Genomic DNA, 22668 nt, shown 5'->3' on the forward strand with positions numbered 1-22668 from the left:
ATTTATAACCGTAAGGACGACAATTTATGAGTAATGATAAAAAGCTAGAACAAATATTAGAAAAAGTTCAATCTAACGATATAACAATTGAAGAAGCTAAAATACAACTACGTCACTATGATGAATTGGGCTTTGCTAAAATAGATTTACATCGTGCTCAAAGACAAGGCTTTCCAGAAGTTATCTTTGGTCAAGGTAAAACGAAAGAACAAATTCATGAAATAATCATAAGTTTACTTCATGATAAACAAACTATACTTGTAACACGTATAAATAATGAAAAAGCACAATATATTATAAATAAGCATCCTTATTTACAATATCACGAAACAGCAAACATGATTAGTTCCCCTGTTGAAGATATTTCCAAATCCTCATCTTATGTTTCAGTATTATGTGCTGGTACATCGGATTTACCAATTGCCGAAGAAGCAGCCATAACTGCCGAAGTGATGGGGGTACAAGTCAAACGATTTTATGATGTAGGCGTATCAGGTATACATCGCCTATTAGAGTATATGCAAGAAATTCGTAGCGGACGTGTTTCTATAGTTATCGCAGGTATGGAAGGCGCTCTAGCAAGCGTTGTGGGCGGTTTAGTCGATCATCCAGTTTATGCTGTTCCTACTAGCATTGGTTATGGAGCTAATCTAAACGGCGTTTCTACACTTCTCGCCATGATTAATTCTTGTTCACCAGGGACGAGTGTCTTAAATATTGATAACGGTTTTGGTGCTGGTTATAATGCTTCAATGATTATTAATATGTTAGAAAATAGTTAGAAACGAGGATAAAGATATGAGTAATGCTTTGTATTTAGATTGCCATGCTGGTATAGCTGGAGATATGTTATTATCAGCGCTTGTAGATATAGGTGCGAATCCTAAAGAGATAGAAAATGAATTAAAAAAATTACCTCTTGAACATTTCTCATTACACTTTAATAAAGTATTAAAACAAGGTATTAATGCTATGACGCTTAAAATTGATTTCGATGAATCTCATCATCACCGTAAGGCAAGCGATATATTTGAGATGATTGAGTGTAGTAATTTAGCACCTAGAGTAAAATCTCGTAGCAAAGCTATCTTTACTACCATTGGCCAAGCAGAAGCAAAAATACACGGTATGTCATTCGAAGACGTCCATTTTCATGAAGTTGGTGCTATAGATTCTATTATCGATATTATCGGTGGATGCATCGCTTTAGAACAATTAGATATTGATGTCGTATATTGTTCTCCTATACCTACGGGTAATGGAAAAATTCAAATCGCACATGGACTCTATCCTATTCCTGCACCAGCCACTGCTGAAATTCTAAAAGGTATACCACTTGCAAATTTAGATGTTCAAAGCGAATTAACCACTCCTACCGGCGCTGCTTTTGCTAAATGCTTAGCTACATCATTTGGTGCTTTTCCAACCAATACAATGTTAAATATTGGTTATGGAGCAGGTAACAAAGACTTTGATTTTCCAAACATATTGCGTGTTATTCAATTTGAAATAACCAACCAACAATTGGTTTCGGATCAAGTTCAAATCATAGAATGTCAAATTGATGATATGACACCAGAAATGTTAGGAGATTTTATGGAAGGCGCATTAGAACAAGGTGTATTAGATATATTCTATACACCAATTACAATGAAAAAACATCGTCCTGCCACTCAAATTACAGTTATTTGTAATATTAATGACAAGACACGTATTGAAGATTACTTACTCACTCATACCACTTCATTAGGAGTTAGAAGCTATTCAGTTAATCGTCGTATATTGCATAGAGAAAACAGGAATATTAAAACGGTATATGGCAATATATCTGTGAAATTAGCATTTAAAAATAATAAACTAATTAAAATCAAACCTGAATTTGATCAAATAAAACAAATAGCTAAGGAAAACAATATAACTACACAGGTCGTCTATCAACAAGTGACTAAATCCATAGTCGAACAATTCAATATATAATAAACTAAAACTAACCTCACGATAATATACTAATATCGCGAGGTTAGCTTTTTTTGTGGTTTATCCCAAAGCCTTAAACAATTCTTCGGTAGAGTTATTCCACATTTCTTCATTGTGATTTTGTAAAAATGTTTTTAATACTTTTTTATTGTCTTCACCAATATGGTCGATAATAATTTGATGTTTCATTGATTTGTCCATCATATTAACGTGTTCTGGCATACTCTTATACCCACGTCTTATACTTTTGTTTACTAATAAGTAACATGCTGTTACACCGGCATAGTAAGGGCCATTTTCGCCTCTTTCAGTTGTAACCCAACATAGCCAGTATTCTTTAGCTTCTTCGCCTTCTACTTCTGATTTATCTGTTATCCATTTTACACCTTTTTCAACTTTAGCACGGGCATGCATACCACCTATATCAACAAAGGCTTCTTGATTCGCAACATCTATAAAGACAGGCGCAATATTATCTAAACTAATTGAACCAATATTTGTACCTTTATGACCATCTAATGGGTCATTTTTTATGATGTTAAAATTAAATCCTTTTTTCTCAGTCACCATCGGTACCTCCTCATACAATTTTCAACTGATTACTATATTAAATGAGCGATCACATTCTATCAAATCATTAATTTAATTCATTTAATAGATTAATAATAGAGCCTTTAATCATGTCATCTTCAATATTTAAAACCAATTCTTTTGGATAGTACAATTTATAGTCTTCTCTATTAATACCTGTAATACTATTTATCACTAGTGATTGATTACTAATTTCTCTTATCGTACCATCTCGTCTCAATAAATGAATCGGTTTACGATTGGAACCCGGTCTATCATAATCATAAGGTAAGTCTGAAAATGACTCACTTACGAAATAGTAATCTGGATTAATGCCTCCCGCTTCAAATAGTTCTTGAAGTTCAGAAATGGTAATAATCGAACCATCAAATGGAATATATTTAAATAAATCACGGTTAATAAAACGACGTGATAAATCACTTAAAATCTCGTCATCTTCATCAATCCACTTTTTCAAATAATATAAGACAACCGCTTCGTCTAAATCTACATATTGTTGAATCGTCATTGTACCTTCAAAGAAAGGAATAAAATCTTCAGGTGACTTTTTAAATTGATAGCCTTCATTATATAATTGCTTTGCTCTTTTTAAACAATTATTAAGCAATACTTCTCCACCACGACTAACAGGATGGAAATAAATTTGCCAATACATTTGATAACGACTCATGATAAAATTTTCAACGGCATGCATGCCGCTTTCTTTAATTAACACTTCGTCTTTTGATGGGCGCATTAATCGTAATATACGTTCCATATCAAACGCACCATAAGACACGCCTGTAAAATACGCATCTCGTTGTAAATAGTCCATTCTATCAGCATCAATTTGAGACGATATCATAGAAATAACTAGTTTATTGTGGTGTGTTTTATTAATCACATCTGCCACTTCTTGAGGAAATGTATCTGACACACGACTTAGCACTTCATTTACTTCAGTGTCCCCTGTAATAATCGCCTGAGTAAATGCTTCGTGATCCGTATTGAAAATCTTTTCAAAACTATGTGAAAAGGGGCCATGACCTAAATCGTGTAACAATGCAGCACATAAAGCAAGAGGACGATCATTGTTATCCCATGCGTCACGACCTTCAAACGTTTCATCTATCATGCGACGAACAATTTCATATACGCCTAAAGAGTGACCAAAACGACTATGTTCAGCTGTATGAAAGGAAAGATATAATGTACCAAGTTGCTTAATTCTACGTAATCGTTGAAATTCTTTCGTCTTAACTAAATCCCAAATCAATTGGTCTTTAACATGGATATACCTATGTATAGGATCTTTAAATACCTTTTCCTCTGCTAATTTACTCGTTGTATACGATGATTGTGTCATGTAATACCTCCTTTTTATGTGAGACTTTCATCAATGTCTCTGTCTTTGATATATATTTATGACATACGTCTTAGAACATCTTTTTCATTAAAGCCAAATTCATAACTTCACCGTACATTTCAGGCTGATATGAGCGAATCGTTTCAAACCCTTGTTCTTTATAGAAATGAATACCTTCATCATTTTGATTATCTACTTCTAAATAAACCGTATCATATTGACCTTTAAATGCCTCTAAACCTTTTTCTAATAAATGTGTACCATATCCTTTATGTTGTGATTCAGGATGTACGTAATGTGCTGATAAATATAATTCTTCTCCATAAATAAAATTGGCAAAGCCAACAATTTCTTCATCTTCTTCGGCAACTAAAAATAGTTGTTCTTGCATGCGTTTTTTCAAATGTTCTTCATTATATGAAGCTGCTAATAATTCATTTATTGTACTTGCAGCATAAATATTTAAATACGTATTGTACCAAGCCTTTGTTGCGACATCTCTAATTGCTACCGCATCGGCACTTGTTGCTTCTCTAACTCTATACATGTATGTCTCCCCTAACAATTCCAAGTTATTAATAAATGTATTATATCACATATATATCCTATTCATTTAATAGAGCGAATTAAACGTTTTATACTTATATATTTTTTAAAAGTATTTATGAAAGCACGTATTATTTTTAAAAATCTGTTTTATTAAATGATGCCTCTACTGTTGAAACGACTCATAAAATATTAAGACCCCCAATACATTAAGTTATAGTAAAGGGGATATCTTAATTCATTATCTATTTAAGCAATCTTAAGAATTGCTTTGACTAAATTTGTTATTCCATTCTTTAGCTCTCTCTAAAGCATAGTTGTCTTTCATAATGTCTCCAGGTCTCTCGGCCGTGCCAACGATATAGCCTGCTAATTCGCCACCAATAAATTCTAATGTATACTTCATTTGAGCAATACATGGTTTAGCTTTTACTTTCGGACAATCGCCACCTACTAAAATTAATCTAAGTTCTTTTTTAGACATCACTTCTTTAAAATCTGAATACCTTGGATCTACTATCGATTCAGACCAATGATCAATAAAAGCTTTCATTGAAGCTGATACACTGTACCAATAAACCGGTGACGCAAAGATAACGACATCACTATCTAATACAGTTTGTATGAGTTGTTCATAGTCATCAGAATATGACTCAATATTTTTATTATCATGACGCACATCTCTTACTGGATTCAATTGATATTTTGTTAAATCTAACCACTGATGTTCAATATTTTCTAGAGCATATTGCGTGAGTTGTGCAGTATTGCCTTCTGGACGACTCCCACCAAATAATACCGTAATCATTCATTGTTCCTCCTAAATCATTTCGATTTGAAACGCTTTCATTTATTCAATATCTTTCCTTACCCGTTTATAAAAATTTCATGTATGTATTGAGTGAAATATTTTTATTATTCAAAGATAATTATTTCTATTATAAAATATACCCGTAAAAAACTATGCGTTAGTTTCTTTACGGGCAATTTTCTAAAAAGGTTAGTGACTCAAATAATTTCATCACTTTCAATATTATTTATTAATCGGGAATAATGAATCAATTTGATTAATTTCATCTTGAGATAATTCGACATTAGCTGCATCAATATTTTCAATTACTTGTTCTGCACGTTTAGCTCCAGGAATAACAACGTCTAATGCAGGACGAGTTAAATAAAATGCTAAAACGATATTAGCAATCGAAGTTTGATGCGCTTCGGCAATATCTTTAAGTTGATTAACACGACGCACGTTATCTTTGAACACTTCTGGTTTAAAGTCTCTTCTTGTCGCACGGTGGTCATCAAATGTAGTATTTTCATCATACTTACCAGCAAGAATACCAGAAGCTAATGGGAAGTATGGTACAAATGTAATTTGATTTTCTGCTGCATATTGCATCACTTCTTCATTTTCTCTATGCAATAAATTATACTCTAACTGTACTACATCTACATAGCCATCTTTATTGGCCTCTTTCAATTGGTCTAATGTAAAGTTGGATACACCAATGGCTTTGATTTTCCCTTCTTCTTTTAACTCTTGTAAAGCAGCGACAGCTTTATCTTTTGGCGTATTATCGTCAGGAAAATGAATATAATACAAGTCAATATAATCAGTTTGTAAACGTTTTAAACTGTTTTCAACTTGTTGCTTAATAAATTCAGGGGCATTATTTTGTTGTACATTATCTTCTTCATCGAAATAATGAGATCCTTTTGTAGCAATTTTAACCTGTTCTCTTGGGTATTCTTTTACTACTTCTCCAACTAATTCTTCAGAACGTTCTGGCCCATATATATAGGCTGTATCAAGTAAAGTAATACCATGATCAATTGCTTTTCTTACCACTTCTTTACCTTGTTCCTCATCTAAATTTGGATATAAGTTGTGTCCACCAACTGCATTTGTACCTAATGCAATTGGGAAAACCTTAACATCTGATTTACCTAAAGTGACTTCTTTAGCCATACTAGACATCTCTCCTTTAGTGATTATATATATAATGTTTACCCTAAATTAAATATAATCATTCATAAGGAACTCGCTTTTATAACAATAACAAAAAAGAGATCTGACAAAAGTTTTGTGCATTTGAACCACCTTTAATGACGTTCCAATAGCAGGATTTTGTCCGACCTCTTCTTATATTATTTAATTGCTTTTTTCTTAGCTAGTTTTTCTTTTAATTTACGATCTTGTTCTTCTTTACGACGTTTACGTTCTTCATTTCTCTTTCTTAGTCGCTCTTCTTCTTCAGGATCTCTAGGTTTTTTAAGTTGTTTCGTAACCTTTTCTATTAATTCTTCTTCAGTCAAAGCAGCAAGCGGACGATTATTCACAAATGCAAATGTTTTTCGTCTACCAGGACCACAATATGACTGACAACCAATTTCTATTTCTGCTTCAGGATCAAGTTTCTCTAATTTCTTTTTTAATGTTTTAATATTTACAGCCTGACATTCATCACAAATTAAAAATTTATTCTTCATATTGCTTCCCACCTTTCTGCTCCTTTGATTTATTACCGCACTACTTTTGAACGTTCAATTATATTATCTGGGAGTGGGACAGAAATAATAAAGAACCTCTAACCATTTATTATGTAGTGGTTCTTACACATTAGCCTCAGCTAATGTGTACTTTAAAATAGGAATACATGAGTGAAACTCATGCATAAGAAATACTAATTTCTAAAGAAAAAGTATTTCTTTATCGTTGTCCATCCCCAACTTGCATTGCCTGTAGATTTTCTTTTCGAAATTCTCTATGTTTGGGGCCCGTCCCTCCCGGCAAGGTTAACTAGAAATGAAAAAGCTTGGTACATTAGACCGTCTTTGTATTTGATTACTTACTTATACATGCACATTACTCATAGATTCCTTATTAAGAACACATACGCTAATGACAAACATTCTTCGATTACTTCTGTCTCGCTCGTTTCTATTAATTATCAACTCTAATTATTTTACTCTTTTTATTTAAAATTTCAAGGTCATTTTTATTCAATACGATTTTATAACACAAAAAACAACCTTTTAGAATGAAAACCTCAATGACCATCTGAACGATAAGATAGATGATCATTAGTATTCATTGTTAAGGTTGTCTGTTTATTGTCCATGATAGATTTTAAATTGTAATGGTTTGATATCATTCTCTATCCATTCATCGTAAATCTTTTGTTTATCTACATTTTGATGAATAATCGTTATACCGCAATCACCACCACCAGCACCTGAGGTTTTAGCAGCGCCGCCATGCTTTTCAGCAATATCACATAATGATTTTAATTTATCTGTCTCAATATCAACTGATGCTTGATCATCCATCTTGCGAATAATAGCACGATTTTGGCGAATCATTTTTTGAACACCTTTAATATTATTGGTCTTAAATGCATGAATTAAATATTCAACACATTGATGAGAATGATCTAAGAACTCACCATAAAAAGCCGGATCTGATTTGAGTCGTTTGACTTCGCTTACTAAATGCGGAGACGATGCAGGTGACCCAGTCCATCCAATCAGAACTTCCATGTTTTCTGGTGCTTGCAATGGCTCTATATGTAAACCAGGCCAGTTTTTCTCTAAAACTGTATTAACTGATGTCGTTTCTATTTGTTGTTTCACCCAATCATGATCAAACGTACTATACGCTAGCCAACCACTATAAACACTGACTGCAATATCGCCACAAGAACTTAAACTTTGTAATTTCATATTAGAAATAACAGCTAGTTTATAAATATAAAGATTAGATAGTTCTAGTTCATAAAATTCATTCAATACTTTAACTACTGAAACTAAAACTGCTGCACTCGATCCAAGTCCATATTTGTTACCATTCACATCATCTAAGTTACTATCTATCGTTAAATGAAAGTGTTTTAACGGAATGTCACAACTTTTGGCATATTGTTCAAATACTTCTATTGCTGTAACTACATAGTTAAGTTGTTTGGCTGCTTGAGGATCAGAAATGACAATACTGTCCTCATCTCTATAAAAAGTGACCGGTTCATGATGTAATGTTTTTGAGTGTATCGTACCTTCAACTTGTGTAGAAGGTTCAATAGTAGCTGTAACAAAGCGGTTTAGTGCAATTAAGACAGACTTATACCCTGGTTCTGTAACTGCATATTCACCAGCTATATAAAGTTTACCGGGTGCTTTGACCTGAATCATTCTATCATTTCCTTACTTAATTATTTCAACGCCTGTAGCGATAATATCACTCGCAATAATTTGTGATGCTTCAAAATGTTTTAAAAATTGATCGATGACTAATTGTTTATTTTTCTTTTCAACAAGGACTTTTACATTAGGTCCTGCATCCATAGTGAAATAGCAAGGCACTCCCATCTCACGACATTCATGTACAATAGCCATCGCATCGTAACTTTCTTGAACCAAATATGTAAACGGTGGTTGAGAACCTAGGTTCGTTGCATGCATACGTAGACCATTAGCTTCTATCACTTCACCTAGTTGTTTAAAGTCTTTAGCTTCAATTGCTTGTTTAGCCTCTTTAATGTCTTCATCGACATGATCTAACCAATATTGATAAAAACGTGACGTATCACGTGTCAATGACATCCCAGATCGACTTGATACTTTTTTCGATTGATTATTAATGACCACAAAAATCATTGAAAGTTCATCTTCCCAGTGATCCGCATCTATAGGATGTGCATATGAGGTTTCATCATCATGACCTTTTTCCCATTCCGCAAATCCACCAAAAATACTGCGTGAAGCTGAGCCAGAACCACGTCGTGCTAAACGCGATAAATCTTTATCTGATAGATTAAGTTGTAACGCTTCATTACATGCAGTCGCTAATGCTGCATAAGCACTTGCAGATGACGCTAGGCCAGCTGCTGTTGGTACAAAGTTTTGGCTATCGATTCGTGCATGTAAATCTGTACCAGCGATTTCTCTAACAATATCCATATATGATTGAATCTTTTTAGTTTCTTTCTCATTGGCTACTTTACCATTTAAAATCAATTGATCAGCAGGGTAATCACTATCGAATGTGACTTCCGTTTCGGTATAAAACTTATCTAATGACACTGATAAACTATTATTCATAGGTATTATCAATTTTTCATCAGCTTTACCCCAATATTTAATCAATGCGATATTTGTATGTGCGCGTGCTTTACCACTCTTTGCCAATGGGTTAACCTCCTAAATTCTCAATCCATGTGTGTGCTGCTCCAGCCTTTTCAACTGCAGCTACAATGTTTTTAGCTGTTTTTAAGTCTTCAGTGAGCAATAACATACTGCCACCTCGGCCTCCACCAGTTAATTTACCTGCAGTGGCACCGTGTGCTTTACCGATTTCTAACAACTCTTCTATTTTATCATGACTCACTGTTAAATTTCTTAAATCTTGCTGGCATTCATTGAAAATACGGGCAATCTGATTAAAATCGTGATGTTCAATTGCCTGGCTTGCTTGATAAACTAAATCCCCAATATGTTCAATATGTTTCATATATTCTGGTGATTCGCATAATTGGTGAACGTCTTCAACTGCTTGTTTTGTAGAACCTTTTACACCTGTATCAATGACAACCATATAACCATTTAATTGTAATGTTTTTAACGTTTCTGCATGTCCTTTTTGGAACCAAACAGGTTTGTTAGAGACAATGGTTTGTGTATCAATACCACTTGGTTTACCATGAGCAATTTTCTCAGCCCAATTGGCCTCTTCAATTAATTCTGCGTCACTTAACGATTTGCCTAAGAAATCAAAACTCGCTCTCGTAAATGCTACTGCTATAGCAGCGCTTGAGCCTAAACCTCTAGAAGGCGGCAAATTCGTTTGTATTTTAACTAATAATGGCTCTTCTACACCTGTATTATCAATAAAGCGCGTTACCATAGACTTTAAATGCTCTGGTGCATCATACAATAGTCCATCATAAACATCACTTTCAATAGCTGAATAATTCCCTTTTTCAAGACTTTCAATTAAAACCTTAATCTTACCGGAATTAAATGGAATAGCTATAGCAGGTTGACCAAAAGTTACTGCGTGTTCACCTATCAAAATAATTTTACCGGTAGACTCCCCGTATCCTTTTTTCGTCATGTTATTATCACCTTTTAATATACCTTCACTAATCTATTTCGTAATATTAATGCCCGTGCTTTTATTAGTACTATTAAGATTATCATTAATAGCCAACGTATTATTTTAAAATTTTGTTCAAAATCATGCATATATTTACCTTTAAATAAGATTTTGTAAACATTTTTCAAATAATATATAAAACGTTTGCTATATATTCTTAAATTTTTCCACCTCAACTATAATACTACAAATATTTCTTGGAATACACAGATTTATATATAATATAGCAAGTTTAATCCATAAAATTTGGGTTTCGTGAGTAATTAACGCGTAAAAAACCGTCTTATTCAAAATGCATCATAAGCTAAGACTAAGCGGTTAGTCTCAAGCACATAGTTATGATGACAAAAGATGTCTGAATAAGACGGTCATTCATATTTTGTTGTCTTTAATATCTAATTTATACTACTTTTCATTCATTTTTGTAATCATTTTCGCATTACGATCAATCATCTTATCGAAATAGCCTTCATAGCGTTGCCATTCTTCATCAGTGATTGGATCCATATTTAAACGTCCACCTAAATCTTTGATAGCATACAATAGTAAAAACATGACATCTTGTACTGTGATTTTTCGATTTAGTAGCGTCTCAAGTGAAGCCATACAATTGGGTTCTATGTCTGGGTATGTGAATTTTGTTGTTTCACCTTTAAGTGCATGCTCATAAAAATCTTTCATCATTAAAGCACGCTCAGAACCAGAACCTTCTACACACAGATATACTTGTACAGCAATTCCACCACGCACGCGTCGTTGAGAAATACCGGCAAATTTCTTACCATCAATACTCAAATCGAATTTACCAGGGCAGTACGAACGTTCAATTTCATGTGTATCGATGTCCACATCTTCATCTTCAAACATTTTAGCAATCAGTAAGTACATGACTGTAAATGCCTCATCTATTGTTGTCTCTGTCTGTCCTTTGAACATCAATGAAATATTGAGTACACCTTGGTCTAAGACAACCCCTAGACCTCCCGAATTACGGACTATAGCATTATAACCTTTTTCATCTGTTAAAAAGGCAATACCATCCTTTAAAAACGGCAAGCGTGAATCATGAATGCCTAGAATCACTGTATGTTGGTGAACCCATGTTCTCACTACATTAGGTGACATATCTTTGCCTACACTTTCGCAAAACGTATCATCAAAAGCAAATGATTGCATAGGTTCTAAGCCACTAGAATGATCTACATAGCGCCATTCAATATCATTAAAATATTTGTTACCTAAATCCATTATTGTAATGACTGTGCAGCAGTAATAATTGATAAATTATAGACATCTTCGATAGAGCATCCACGTGATAAATCATTTACAGGAGAATTAAGTCCTTGAAGAACCGGACCAACAGCGTCATAGCCGCCTAATCTTTGTGCAATTTTATAGCCAATATTACCCGCTTCTAAACTTGGGAAAATAAATACATTTGCATCGCCTTGTATTTTTGCACCTGGTGCTTTTTTCTCAGCTACACTTGGTACAATTGCCGCATCAAATTGGAATTCACCGTCAATAACAACATTATCTAATTGTTCTTCAGATACTTTATCTTGTGCTAACTTCAATGCATCTTGAACCTTAGTTACATCGTCTGATTTCGCAGAACCTTTAGTTGAAAAGCTTAACATAGCAACTTTGGGTTCCATGCCGAAACTTTGTGCAGATTTTGCACTTTCTACTGCAATTTCAGCTAGGCCTTGTGCATCTAATTCTGGATTAATTGCGCAATCACCAAAGATATATTGTTCTTCACCTTTCATCATAAAGAAAATCCCTGATGTTTTAGAAACACCTGGTTTAGTCTTGATAACTTGTAATGCTGGACGTACTGTATCACCAGTAGAATGTGCTGCACCACTTACTAATCCTGCTGCTTTACCAGTGTATACAAGCATAGTTCCAAAGTAATTAACATTGTCTAATAATTCTTCAGCTTGCTCTTTTGTCGCTTTACCGTTACGACGTTCAACAAATGCGTCTACCAACTCTGATTTCAATTCACTTGTTGAAGGATCGATGACTTCTATATTGGCAAGGTCTAATCCTTTGTCTTTTGCTAAAGATTGAATCTTATCTTTATTACCTAAAACGATTGGTGTTACGTAGTCTGTCGCTTGTAATTGCGTTGCTGCAGTTAACACACGTTCGTCTTCCCCTTCAGGTAATACAATATTTACATTTTTCCCTGCTAATTTGTCTTCTAATACGTTTAATAGATTAGCCATAATGTCCTCCTTGAATTTCTTTTCATAATAACGTTTACAAAACTAATTATACGTCATTTTAAATTAGAATGCCATTTCACTCTTTTGTAATCATTTACTTAGTAGTTAGCTATTTGTTTATGATAAAATTTAGTATGAATTGAACATATAGTTTTAAAGGAGCGATAAACATGAGTGAAGCAGCCGAAACACTAGACGGTTGGTACAGTTTACATTTATTTTATGCAATTGATTGGGCGACATTCAGATTAGTGCCAGAAGAAGAACGCGAAACTATGATTACTGAATTTGAAAATTTCGTGAACACTAAATCTGAGGCAAGAACAACACATACTGGCGATCAAGCAGTTTATAATATTACTGGTCAAAAAGCAGATTTATTATTATGGTTCTTACGTCCTGAAATGAAAGAACTTAATACTATCGAAAACGAGCTTAATAAACTACGTATTGCAGATTTCTTTATTCCAACATACTCATATGTATCTGTAGTCGAATTAAGTAATTATTTAGCAGGTAAATCTGATGAGGATCCTTATGAAAACCCTCATGTAAAAGCTAGATTATATCCTGAACTACCTCATGCTGAATATATTTGTTTCTATCCAATGGATAAACGTAGAAATGAAACATATAACTGGTATATGTTACCAATGGAAGAAAGAAAATCATTGATGTATAACCATGGAATGATTGGCCGTAAATATGCTGGTAAAATCAAACAATTTATTACAGGTTCTGTCGGTTTTGATGATTTTGAATGGGGTGTTACATTATTCTCTGATGACATTCTTCAATTCAAAAAAATCGTTTATGAAATGCGTTTTGATGAAACGACTGCACGTTACGGAGAATTTGGAAGTTTCTACGTAGGCCATATCTTAAAATCAGAAGACTTTAATCAATTTTTCAAATTTTAAATATATGTCTTATCGATGAATCCTTATTTAATAAGGATTCATCGTTTTTTAATTGCAATAAAGAAGTACACTTTGCATGCAAAGTGTACTTCTGACGAGTAGTATCCTTGGGAGAACTTTAATCACTACTACGTATAAGTTAACTACAAAAAATATATTGTCGCTACCCAATATATTCTGTAATATTTAACTAATATTATTTTAACCATTTTGAAATATTTGAAACATAACTTTAGTGTTTTTTTTATATAAAAGATGTAATAAGTTTATATAAGTTGACAATTAAACCTATAAAACCTACATTTTCTAAAAATTATCAAATACCGTTCAACATAAAATCGATATACATTATATATTTAGACAATCATAATGTATCCGCTTATTTATATCGCATTTCAACTTTTATTAACATATCATTAACTTTATATAATGGTTTTTTCTCAATACATCCTCTATAATAAATCTAAATTCAAAAATTTAAAAAATTGGTGATTAGATGACAAAAGTAGTGAATGAAAACGATCATGAACGTCTTATTAAAGATGTTGTCATGTTGGCAGCGCGCATTTTACTAGAATCTGGTGCTGAAGGTACAAGAGTCGAAGATACAATGAATCGCATCGCCAAAAAATTAGGCTATCAAGAGAGCAATAGCTTTGTTACAAATACAGTAATTCAATTCCATTTACATAACGAATCAACACCTCGCATGTTCAGAATTAATGCGAGAGATACAAATTTAATTAAGATTTCCCAAGCAAATGAAATTTCTCGTTTGATCACTAAAGGCGCTATCACGTTAGAAGAAGCTAAAGAAAAATTAGAGAAAATATATGTTGCTAAACGAGATAGTAGTCTCCCCTTCAAAGGATTTGCAGCAGCAATGATTGCTATTAGCTTTTTATATTTACAAGGCGGTTCGCTTATAGATATTTTGACAGCCTTACTTGCAGGAAGTCTTGGTTATCTAGTTGTGGAAATACTAGATAGAAAGTTACATGCACAATTTATCCCTGAATTTATAGGATCTGTCGTAATAGCCATTATAGCTGTTGCTGGCCATACGTTCATACCTCATGGTGATCTTGCAACAATTATTATTGCTTCAGTCATGCCTATTGTACCTGGGGTATTAATCACAAATGCCATTCAAGATTTATTTGGTGGTCATATGCTCATGTTTACCACTAAATCATTAGAAGCACTTGTCACAGCCTTTGGTATCGGTGCTGGTGTAAGTTCAATTTTAATCTTAGTCTAGGAGAGCTGTTATATGTTTTGGATATTAAATTTTATATTTAGTTTTTTAGCATCGCTGTTCTTCTGCGTGATATTTGATGCTCCTAGAAAATTATATCTTTCTTGTGGTGTTGTAGGTGCTTGTGGATGGATGATCTATATTCTCTTCTATAATGGCTTACAAGTACATACCATATATTCAAGTTTCTTTGGAAGTCTTGCGTTAGGATTATTGAGTCACTATATGGCGCGTTATAAGAAAGAACCAGCGATTATCTTTATGGTCACTGGCATTATTCCATTAGTACCTGGAGGCCTTGCCTATGATGCTACAAAGAGTTTAGTCCTTTTACATTTCAATAAAGCTATTAATACGATGCTAGAGGTAACATTAATCGCAGGTGCAATTGCCCTTGGATTACTTTTCGCAGATCAAATCTCAAAAATTATTATCTCTGGCTTCGATAGAACGAGAAAAAAATTATAAACCTTATATAAATAAAAAAGTCATGATGAGTATAAAGAGATTCTCTCTTCACTCACCATGACTATATTTTTATGATTTATGATTTGCTGGTTCTTCAACCATATTTTCTACTTCGTCTTCACTTCTATTTAAAATTAATCTACTTAATTCATCATTGTCCATTTTTTTAAGTTTAGGATAGCGAATCGCAAAGAAGATTAATCCTAATACTAACCATACGCCTAATGCAATGTATGATGGTAATGATAATGAAGCCGGTGTTCCTGGTATTAATAATAAACATAAGAAGATGAATGATACCACTGAACCAATAATACCGAATGTTTTGTATATAGGTGCGTACGTATTACTTTGTTTATTATAACTAAATAATTTACTAGCTGATAAACATGTTACAAAGTAAGCAACAGAAACACCTGTTGATGACATATCAACTATCCATGTTAACGCTGTACGTCCTAACCATGGTGCAATTAATGATACACCTACTAAGAAAATAATTGCTACATATGGTGTTTTGTATTTACTATGAATACGACTGAATACGCGTGGCATAATGCCTGAACGACCCATTGAGAAGAGCAGTCTACTAGCACTCATTAAGAAACCATTTAATCCAGTAAAGATACCCATCATAATGGCGATGGCTAAAACGGCTAATCCTACATAACCAAATGCTGTTTGTGTTTCAGCACCAGTTAACCATAGTTGGCCATTTAAACTTTTCTGGTTCGTACTTAACCATCCTGTATATAACAACATCACTACATAAGTCATTGATGCTGCAAGTAAACTATAAACGATTAATTTAAATGTCTTATTTGGCGCAAAGTTAAATTCTTCAGCTGTTTGTGGAATATTATCAAATCCTACATAAGCCCATGGTGCAATCGATACAATCGTAATAATTGAGATAAACCAACCTTGGTCCGAATTAGCCAACGGTTGTAAATTATCTAAAGCAAAATTATTACCAAAGAATGAACCAAAGAACATAAGTAGTACGACTACAACCATCGCTACACAGAAATAATATTGTAATGATCCAGATACACTTGCACCTCTAATAGCTACAAACATAAATACAAGTAACAATACTGTGGCAATAATGATTTCTGTTATGTAGACATCCCAACCTGCGACAGTATATAATTTCCCATTATTCAATACATTGGGCAATAGGAATTTAATCAATAGACTAAATGCGGTAGCATTTAATGCTACTACACAGACATACCCGAAGGTTAAGAACCATGAAGAAAAGAAACTCACATATCTACCAAAACTTAAAAAACTAAATGCAAACGCCCCACCTGATACAGGGAATTTTTCTACTAAAGCACCGTAACTTACCGCTATTAAAATCATAAGTAAGGCACCAATTACTATACCGATGGATGCTGCAATGGGACCTGATTGCCCTATCCAGTCACCTGGAAGAATAAATGCGCCCCAACCTATACACGAACCATATGCAATCGCCCAAACAAACTTCTCTGATAAGTTTTGTTTGAGGTCGCCTCTATCTACCTGTTTATTTTTATCATTTTCCATAATTAAAAACTCACCTCGAGATATTCATATACCCGAAAAGGTGAGTCATGTAACTTAATTATTAAATTATTGTTATCAAATTTGCATGTAAATTGTAAAATTATCACACCTTATGCTGAGAATTTAAATGTAGCAATAATGAGCATTAACCATCCTACGATAAACAAGACGCCCCCAATTGGTGTAATGGCACCTAAAATACGAATTTGAGTCAACGCTAAAACATATAATGATCCACTAAAGAATACAATACCGAAGAAAATGAGCCAACCTGCCCAATTCACATTGATAGATGTTGTACCACTAATCACACCAATGACAAGTAATGCTAAACCATGATACATTTGATACATTGTTGCTTTTTCCCAAACAGACATATATTTGTCTGACAGTTTACCTTCTAAACCGTGTGCCCCAAATGCACCAGTACCTACTGCCATCATAGTATTTAAGGCACCTAAAATAATAAATAATTTCATCATAATTTATGTTCTCCTTTTTTTATTAAAAATCAAATATTGATTCACCGTTACCAATTTCATCATCTGTTGTCATTAAATTAGAATTAGATAACGTTGAGGATGATTGTATTTTATTTGAATCATTTGTATGCGTCACTTTTCCACCCATTGCTTGAATTTCTTCTAGTGTTACATCATCATACGACTTGTGCTGATTTGACGCTTTAATAGACTTATTCTGTGTATCAATATCTGTATGTGTAAAATCATTATGTTGTAAACTTTGCGCATTCATGTTGCTTTGCGTAGATGACGTGTACAGTGATGTAATCGTATGTATGGCATACATATGTTTCTCAAATTCATGTTGTGATGATGATTCATCAGCTTGAACTAACTCACGCTCAATTAATTGAATAATTTTATCTTTATCCATGTGTTGCATCCTCTCTTTCACACCATTGAATCGGTGTTCGACCTTTGGATTCTAAATAGGCGTTTGCTTTAGAATAAGGTTTCGAGCCAAAGAAACCTCTATAGGCTGATAATGGACTTGGATGTGGTGATTTTATAATAAAATGTTTAGACGTATCAATTAACTTTATTTTTTGTTGGGCTGGTTTTCCCCATAAAATAAAGACGACGTCTTCTCGCTCTTCTGAAATTGTACGAATCACTTCATCTGTAAATACTTCCCATCCAATGTCTTTATGAGAATGTGCCTCTCCTTGTCTTACAGTTAAGACCGTATTTAAAAGTAAGACACCTTCTCTTGCCCAATCTTGTAGATGAGGTGATTGACGTCGACAACCGATATCGTCTTCCAATTCTTGATACATATTTCTTAATGAAGGTGGGAATTTCGCGTTTGGTTGAACTGAAAAAGCTAAACCATGCGCTTGATTAGGACCGTGATAAGGATCTTGTCCTAATATCACTACCTTGATATCTTCAAATGGTGTTAAATCAAAAGCTTGATAGATATTTTCTCTATCTGGATATACGACTTGTGTTGTATATTCCTTTTCAAGAAAGTCATGCATTGCTTTAAAATCATGTTTTGTTGTTATATTGTGAAATACTTCAGACCATTCCATCCTATTCACCTCAATGGTATTTTAACACAACTATCTCTATAAATTATATCGTCTCAACAATGTAAACCATATAAAAAATTAAGTTTACAAATATATTTATTTTGTATATAGTGCATATTAAGATGAATTAAGTTTGGAGCGACGAATATGTGTACAGGATTTTCATTTTTCACTCAGCAACAACATCATTATTTAGCTAGAACGATGGACTTTGCCTTTGAATTTAACGGCATACCAACTGTCGTACCTAGACACTTTGAGTATCAATTTGATTTAGAGCCTTCAATGAAATTGACCTATGGTTTTGTAGGAACCAATTTAAAGGTAGGCCGCTATCGATTTGGAGATGGCATTAATGAATGTGGCGTAGCTATTTCAAATCATTATTTCACAGGTGAAGCATCCTACAGTAAACATAAAAGGTATGGCTATTTCAATATGGCTCCCGAAGAATTTATTATTTGGGTTCTAGGTTTCACTAAAAACATCCAAGACTTAAAGCAAAAAGTTAAAAAAGTTAATATTATGAACGAAAAAAACGAAACGCTAAATATTGTACCTCCCCTTCATTTTATTATTACTGACCGTGAAGGACATACCGTATCAGTCGAACCACATAACGGCCTGCTTATTGTTAAAGATAATCATGTAAAGGTACTTACCAACGCCCCGAAATTAGAATGGCATGTTGAAAATTTAAGAAATTATGCCTTTTTATCACCTGAGAAGTCTACAAATCAATTAGTTGGTAAAGTCCTTGTGCGTTCTATGGGGTGCGAAGCAGGTACTAACGGTTTACCAGGCGGCTATACATCTACTGAGCGCTTTGTTAGAGCTACTTATTTAAGACATCATTTGCCTCAATCAAATGATGAAAGTGTAAATTTAATGAATTGCTTTAAAGTGTTAGACTCAGTGAGTATTCCTCAAGGTGCAGTCGTTGATGCAGGAGAAACGCATTATACACAATATCAACTAGTAATGGATAGTAAAGACTGTGCGTATTACATCAAACCCCATTTCACCAACCAAATATTTAAAATACACCTAGACGAACATTTTCTTACTAAAGAAGACATGACTTTTATAGATGTTAATGATCAGTTGACCATTACACAATTGAATTAAAACAATTAACCAAGCCAACCATGGCACAATTTTATTTTTCTCATACTTGAATCGTGATATGATGGTACGTGTATTAGAAAACATTGGGAGTGAATACAAAATGGCATTAAAAAAAGTATTAACAATAGCTGGTTCAGATACTAGCGCAGGTGCAGGAATGCAAGCAGATTTAAAAACATTTCAAGAGTTAGATGTCTATGGTATGGTCGCATTAACAGCTATCGTTACAATGGATAAAGCAACATGGTCTCATGATGTGACACCATTACCTATGGATGTATTTGAAAAACAACTTGAAACTGCAATTTCAATTGGTCCAGATGCAATTAAAACAGGAATGTTAGGTACTGAAGAAATTATCAAACGTGCTGGCGAGGTTTACGAACAATCTGGTGCAGACTATTTCGTTGTAGATCCTGTCATGGTATGTAAAGGGGAAGATGAAGTACTTAACCCAGGAAATACTGAAGCAATGATTCAATATTTATTACCTAAAGCAACGGTCGTGACACCTAACTTATTTGAAGCTGGACAATTATCCGGCCTAGGTAAACTGACTTCTATCGAGGATATGAAAAAAGCAGCTCAAATCATTTTTGATAAAGGTGCTAAACATGTCATTATTAAAGGTGGTAAAGCATTAGACCAAGATAAATCATACGATTTATACTACGATGGTCAAACATTCTATCAATTAACAACTGATATGTTCCAACAAAGTTACAATCATGGTGCTGGTTGTACATTTGCAGCAGCTACTACAGCTTATCTTGCAAACGGTAAATCCCCAAAAGAAGCTGTCATTGCAGCTAAAGCTTTCGTTGCTTCAGCTATTAAAAATGGTTGGAAAATGAACGATTTTGTAGGACCCGTTGATCACGGTGCTAATCGTCGCGTTGAACAAATCGACGTACAAGTCACTGAAGTATAGAAAATATTATTGCTTTTAAGCTCAAAATGAACATTAACGTTCATTTTGGGCTTTTTATATCGACATATATTATGAAAAATGACTACGCTTAAAGTCGTAGTTTTGACTCCAATGTTCGACCGATACAAAGTTGATACTAGAGCCTCATGTTTTATATCTAAAAGAGATGTACTATATAAAGTGTAGAGAGACAAAGGAGGCAATACAACATGATTATTCATAAACAAGATATACAAAACGGTGTCCCTATGTATGAAATCATCACGAAAAAGTTCAAGACAATCACAGTTAAATTTGATGAAACTTTAAATGACAATGATATCTATCGCTTGCTCTCTCTACTAGAAAATGACATAGACACTATGCAATTTAGACAAGCATGAGTGTTATTTTCAACACCAAGAAGAGATTCATCATTTGCGTTTGAACATTAAGACATTAAGCATTCCATATTGTATAACTGTCCCAAAATGATGGTATTAAAGTTGCTTGTCCCCTAACCAATGCATACTTTAAATGCCTCACCCCTAAAATACTCATCTTAATATTGATAGAAAGCACTATTGTTAGCCAAAGTTGTCCCCTTTGGCGCTCAGAGAGAAACTTTGAGCTATGCTAACAATAGTGCTTTTCTTTGTTGACCCATTTTACATATAAGCATAAAAATTCATGATTCAAGCAAAGCAATCTATAATTCCATTAATTTAATTAACGATTTTGTATATATTTATATCACTTTAGATTTTTATGAATTAAATATAAAATATAATGTTATATTAATTTATGAAAGAGTTACCTTTAAATAAATAGAAAAGGAGTGTTTATATGATAACCAAATGTCGCAATGTCATAACTTTGATACTACTGTTTTTAATGGGATTGAGTATCTTTAGTTTTCTCAATCAAGCACACGCAAACTCAAACGTAAATCAAGCAACTGCACAATCTAATAGTACTCAAGTTAAAGTAGAAAATAAGGACGTACCTAAAGCCGTTGACCGTTTAGCGAAGAAAAATTTCCTGTCTCATGTTAGTTTGCTAGATCAAGCATCCCACACTTCAAAAAGTGCCTATACTTTGGGTGAGCCATTCAAAATTTACAAACTCGATAAACAAAGTGATGGCAACTTCTATTATCCTGTCATTAATAAAAGTGGCGATGTAAAATATATCGTTACCATTTCTCCTAATCCTTCTAATAAAGCAAAATATTCAATTAACGTTTCCCCTTTCATTTCAAAAGCATTAAATAACTATAAAAATCAAAAGGTTACAATCTTCACTAGTAAAAAAGGTTACTTTATAATGGGTGAAGATAAAGCGCCTCACTTAGTTTTAAAAACACCTCGACAAGATGCTAAATCAGATAGAAATCTGACAAAAGAATCAGCCGTTAGATATAGTAAAGCATTTAATCAAACAAGCCATATCGCAAATCCAATCACTAAGTATCAAACAGCTATTAATCAACAACCCCAATATGTTAATACCCTTAAAAATATGCAAATTAGAGAAACTCAAGGACAAAATGGATGGTGTGCAGGTTACACTATGGCATTTTTATTAAATGCTACGTATAATACTGGACATTATAATGCTGAAATGATTATGAGAGCATTGCATCCAAATCTAAGTGGCCAAGCCTTCCAATTCACAGGGTTAACACCTCAAGAAATGATGAGATATGGGCAATCTCAAGGTAGAAATGTCAATTATTTAAATAGAATGCCTCAGTTTAATGAAGTCGATAGATTAACTAAACAAAATAAAGGTATTGCTTTAATCAGTTCTAGTGTAGAACCTAGAAACGGTATTCATGCAGGTCATGCTATGGCCGTTGCTGGTAATGCTGTATTAAATAATAACCAACGTGTTATTCTCATTTGGAATCCATGGGATAATGGTTTAACTACGCAATCAGCTGACAGTAATGTGATACCTGTTTCTGATGGTACCCATTTTAGATGGAATGCTTCCATTTATGGTTACTAATAAAGTGAA

General features: G+C 33.6%; 24 protein-coding genes. 9 read left to right on the forward strand and 15 right to left on the reverse strand.

Features of this window, described 5'->3' with window-relative positions; genetic code table 11:
* Positions 1-26: 26 nt before the first annotated feature.
* On the forward strand, positions 27-782 hold the full coding sequence (gene larB / locus LPC11_RS10790; protein WP_107566455.1) for a nickel pincer cofactor biosynthesis protein LarB: 756 nt from the start codon (positions 27-29) through the stop codon (positions 780-782).
* Positions 783-798: 16 nt separating this feature from the next.
* Positions 799-1977, forward strand: a complete 1179-nt coding sequence (larC, locus tag LPC11_RS10795) for a nickel pincer cofactor biosynthesis protein LarC (RefSeq protein WP_107566456.1) — start codon at positions 799-801, stop codon at positions 1975-1977.
* A gap of 60 nt (positions 1978-2037) precedes the next feature.
* On the opposite strand, the gene LPC11_RS10800 is transcribed toward larC, so the two are convergent.
* The 11 genes from LPC11_RS10800 to pta all read right to left on the reverse strand — a co-directional run bounded on the left by LPC11_RS10800 (position 2038) and on the right by pta (position 12850).
* A complete protein-coding gene (locus LPC11_RS10800; RefSeq protein ID WP_023374693.1) occupies positions 2038-2547 on the reverse strand; it encodes a YwhD family protein in 510 nt (169 codons plus the stop codon).
* A gap of 67 nt (positions 2548-2614) precedes the next feature.
* The gene (locus LPC11_RS10805; protein ID WP_002451071.1) at positions 2615-3913 is read right to left on the reverse strand and encodes an HD domain-containing protein; all 1299 of its coding nucleotides are present in this window, start codon (positions 3911-3913) and stop codon (positions 2615-2617) included.
* A 70-nt stretch (positions 3914-3983) separates the two neighbouring features.
* Positions 3984-4460: a GNAT family N-acetyltransferase gene (locus LPC11_RS10810; RefSeq protein WP_023374692.1), complete on the reverse strand. Its 477-nt coding sequence runs from the start codon at positions 4458-4460 to the stop codon at positions 3984-3986.
* A gap of 258 nt (positions 4461-4718) precedes the next feature.
* Positions 4719-5267, reverse strand: a complete 549-nt coding sequence (locus LPC11_RS10815) for a flavodoxin family protein (RefSeq protein WP_023374691.1) — start codon at positions 5265-5267, stop codon at positions 4719-4721.
* A gap of 225 nt (positions 5268-5492) precedes the next feature.
* Positions 5493-6431, reverse strand: a complete 939-nt coding sequence (locus LPC11_RS10820; RefSeq protein WP_023374690.1) for an aldo/keto reductase — start codon at positions 6429-6431, stop codon at positions 5493-5495.
* A gap of 179 nt (positions 6432-6610) precedes the next feature.
* Positions 6611-6952 (reverse strand): YuzB family protein, encoded by a 342-nt coding sequence (locus tag LPC11_RS10825; RefSeq protein ID WP_023374689.1) that lies wholly within the window; start codon positions 6950-6952, stop codon positions 6611-6613.
* A 621-nt stretch (positions 6953-7573) separates the two neighbouring features.
* Entirely contained in the window at positions 7574-8650 is a 1077-nt protein-coding gene (locus LPC11_RS10830) for a phosphomevalonate kinase (RefSeq protein WP_023374688.1), read from the reverse strand.
* 12 nt (positions 8651-8662) lie between these two features.
* Positions 8663-9646: a diphosphomevalonate decarboxylase gene (gene mvaD / locus LPC11_RS10835; protein WP_023374687.1), complete on the reverse strand. Its 984-nt coding sequence runs from the start codon at positions 9644-9646 to the stop codon at positions 8663-8665.
* A gap of 4 nt (positions 9647-9650) precedes the next feature.
* Entirely contained in the window at positions 9651-10571 is a 921-nt protein-coding gene (mvk, locus tag LPC11_RS10840) for a mevalonate kinase (RefSeq protein ID WP_023374686.1), read from the reverse strand.
* A gap of 447 nt (positions 10572-11018) precedes the next feature.
* Positions 11019-11861 (reverse strand): lipoate--protein ligase family protein, encoded by an 843-nt coding sequence (locus LPC11_RS10845; RefSeq protein WP_002465912.1) that lies wholly within the window; start codon positions 11859-11861, stop codon positions 11019-11021.
* Positions 11861-12850, reverse strand: coding sequence for a phosphate acetyltransferase (pta, locus tag LPC11_RS10850; protein ID WP_023374684.1), 990 nt, complete (start codon positions 12848-12850; stop codon positions 11861-11863). Before pta ends, LPC11_RS10845 begins: the two co-directional genes overlap by 1 nt.
* A gap of 170 nt (positions 12851-13020) precedes the next feature.
* Here pta and hemQ point away from each other — a divergent pair, with 170 nt between their 5' ends.
* The 3 genes from hemQ (at position 13021) to LPC11_RS10865 (ending at position 15496) form a co-directional block, all read left to right on the forward strand.
* Positions 13021-13770, forward strand: coding sequence for a hydrogen peroxide-dependent heme synthase (hemQ, locus tag LPC11_RS10855; protein ID WP_023374683.1), 750 nt, complete (start codon positions 13021-13023; stop codon positions 13768-13770).
* A gap of 496 nt (positions 13771-14266) precedes the next feature.
* Complete coding sequence (locus LPC11_RS10860; protein WP_041613843.1) at positions 14267-15031, forward strand: threonine/serine exporter family protein; 765 nt, start codon at positions 14267-14269, stop codon at positions 15029-15031.
* 12 nt (positions 15032-15043) lie between these two features.
* Entirely contained in the window at positions 15044-15496 is a 453-nt protein-coding gene (locus tag LPC11_RS10865) for a threonine/serine exporter family protein (RefSeq protein WP_023374681.1), read from the forward strand.
* Positions 15497-15565: 69 nt separating this feature from the next.
* On the opposite strand, the gene LPC11_RS10870 is transcribed toward LPC11_RS10865, so the two are convergent.
* The 4 genes from LPC11_RS10870 to LPC11_RS10885 all read right to left on the reverse strand — a co-directional run bounded on the left by LPC11_RS10870 (position 15566) and on the right by LPC11_RS10885 (position 18608).
* On the reverse strand, positions 15566-17050 hold the full coding sequence (locus tag LPC11_RS10870; RefSeq protein WP_023374680.1) for an APC family permease: 1485 nt from the start codon (positions 17048-17050) through the stop codon (positions 15566-15568).
* A 110-nt stretch (positions 17051-17160) separates the two neighbouring features.
* The gene (locus tag LPC11_RS10875) at positions 17161-17529 is read right to left on the reverse strand and encodes a DUF423 domain-containing protein (RefSeq protein WP_015365337.1); all 369 of its coding nucleotides are present in this window, start codon (positions 17527-17529) and stop codon (positions 17161-17163) included.
* A gap of 25 nt (positions 17530-17554) precedes the next feature.
* Positions 17555-17947 (reverse strand): DUF5327 family protein, encoded by a 393-nt coding sequence (locus LPC11_RS10880; protein ID WP_023374679.1) that lies wholly within the window; start codon positions 17945-17947, stop codon positions 17555-17557.
* Positions 17940-18608, reverse strand: coding sequence for a uracil-DNA glycosylase (locus tag LPC11_RS10885; RefSeq protein ID WP_023374678.1), 669 nt, complete (start codon positions 18606-18608; stop codon positions 17940-17942). The genes LPC11_RS10880 and LPC11_RS10885 overlap by 8 nt, the downstream gene beginning before the upstream one ends.
* Positions 18609-18755: 147 nt before the next feature.
* On the opposite strand from LPC11_RS10885, the gene LPC11_RS10890 reads away from it, so the two are divergent.
* The 4 genes from LPC11_RS10890 (at position 18756) to LPC11_RS10905 (ending at position 22659) form a co-directional block, all read left to right on the forward strand.
* Positions 18756-19736 carry a choloylglycine hydrolase family protein gene (locus LPC11_RS10890; RefSeq protein WP_023374677.1) on the forward strand — a complete coding sequence of 327 codons (981 nt, stop codon included), beginning with the start codon at positions 18756-18758 and terminating at the stop codon, positions 19734-19736.
* Between the two features lie 100 nt (positions 19737-19836).
* A complete protein-coding gene (gene thiD, locus LPC11_RS10895) occupies positions 19837-20667 on the forward strand; it encodes a bifunctional hydroxymethylpyrimidine kinase/phosphomethylpyrimidine kinase (protein WP_023374676.1) in 831 nt (276 codons plus the stop codon).
* A gap of 209 nt (positions 20668-20876) precedes the next feature.
* The gene (gene vraX / locus LPC11_RS10900; protein ID WP_023374675.1) at positions 20877-21050 is read left to right on the forward strand and encodes a C1q-binding complement inhibitor VraX; all 174 of its coding nucleotides are present in this window, start codon (positions 20877-20879) and stop codon (positions 21048-21050) included.
* 442 nt (positions 21051-21492) lie between these two features.
* Positions 21493-22659 (forward strand): C47 family peptidase, encoded by a 1167-nt coding sequence (locus LPC11_RS10905; protein WP_023374674.1) that lies wholly within the window; start codon positions 21493-21495, stop codon positions 22657-22659.
* Positions 22660-22668 lie beyond the last annotated feature (9 nt).

It is taken from the genome of Staphylococcus sp. HL28, from assembly GCF_021117155.1.
GTDB lineage: Bacteria > Bacillota > Bacilli > Staphylococcales > Staphylococcaceae > Staphylococcus > Staphylococcus warneri.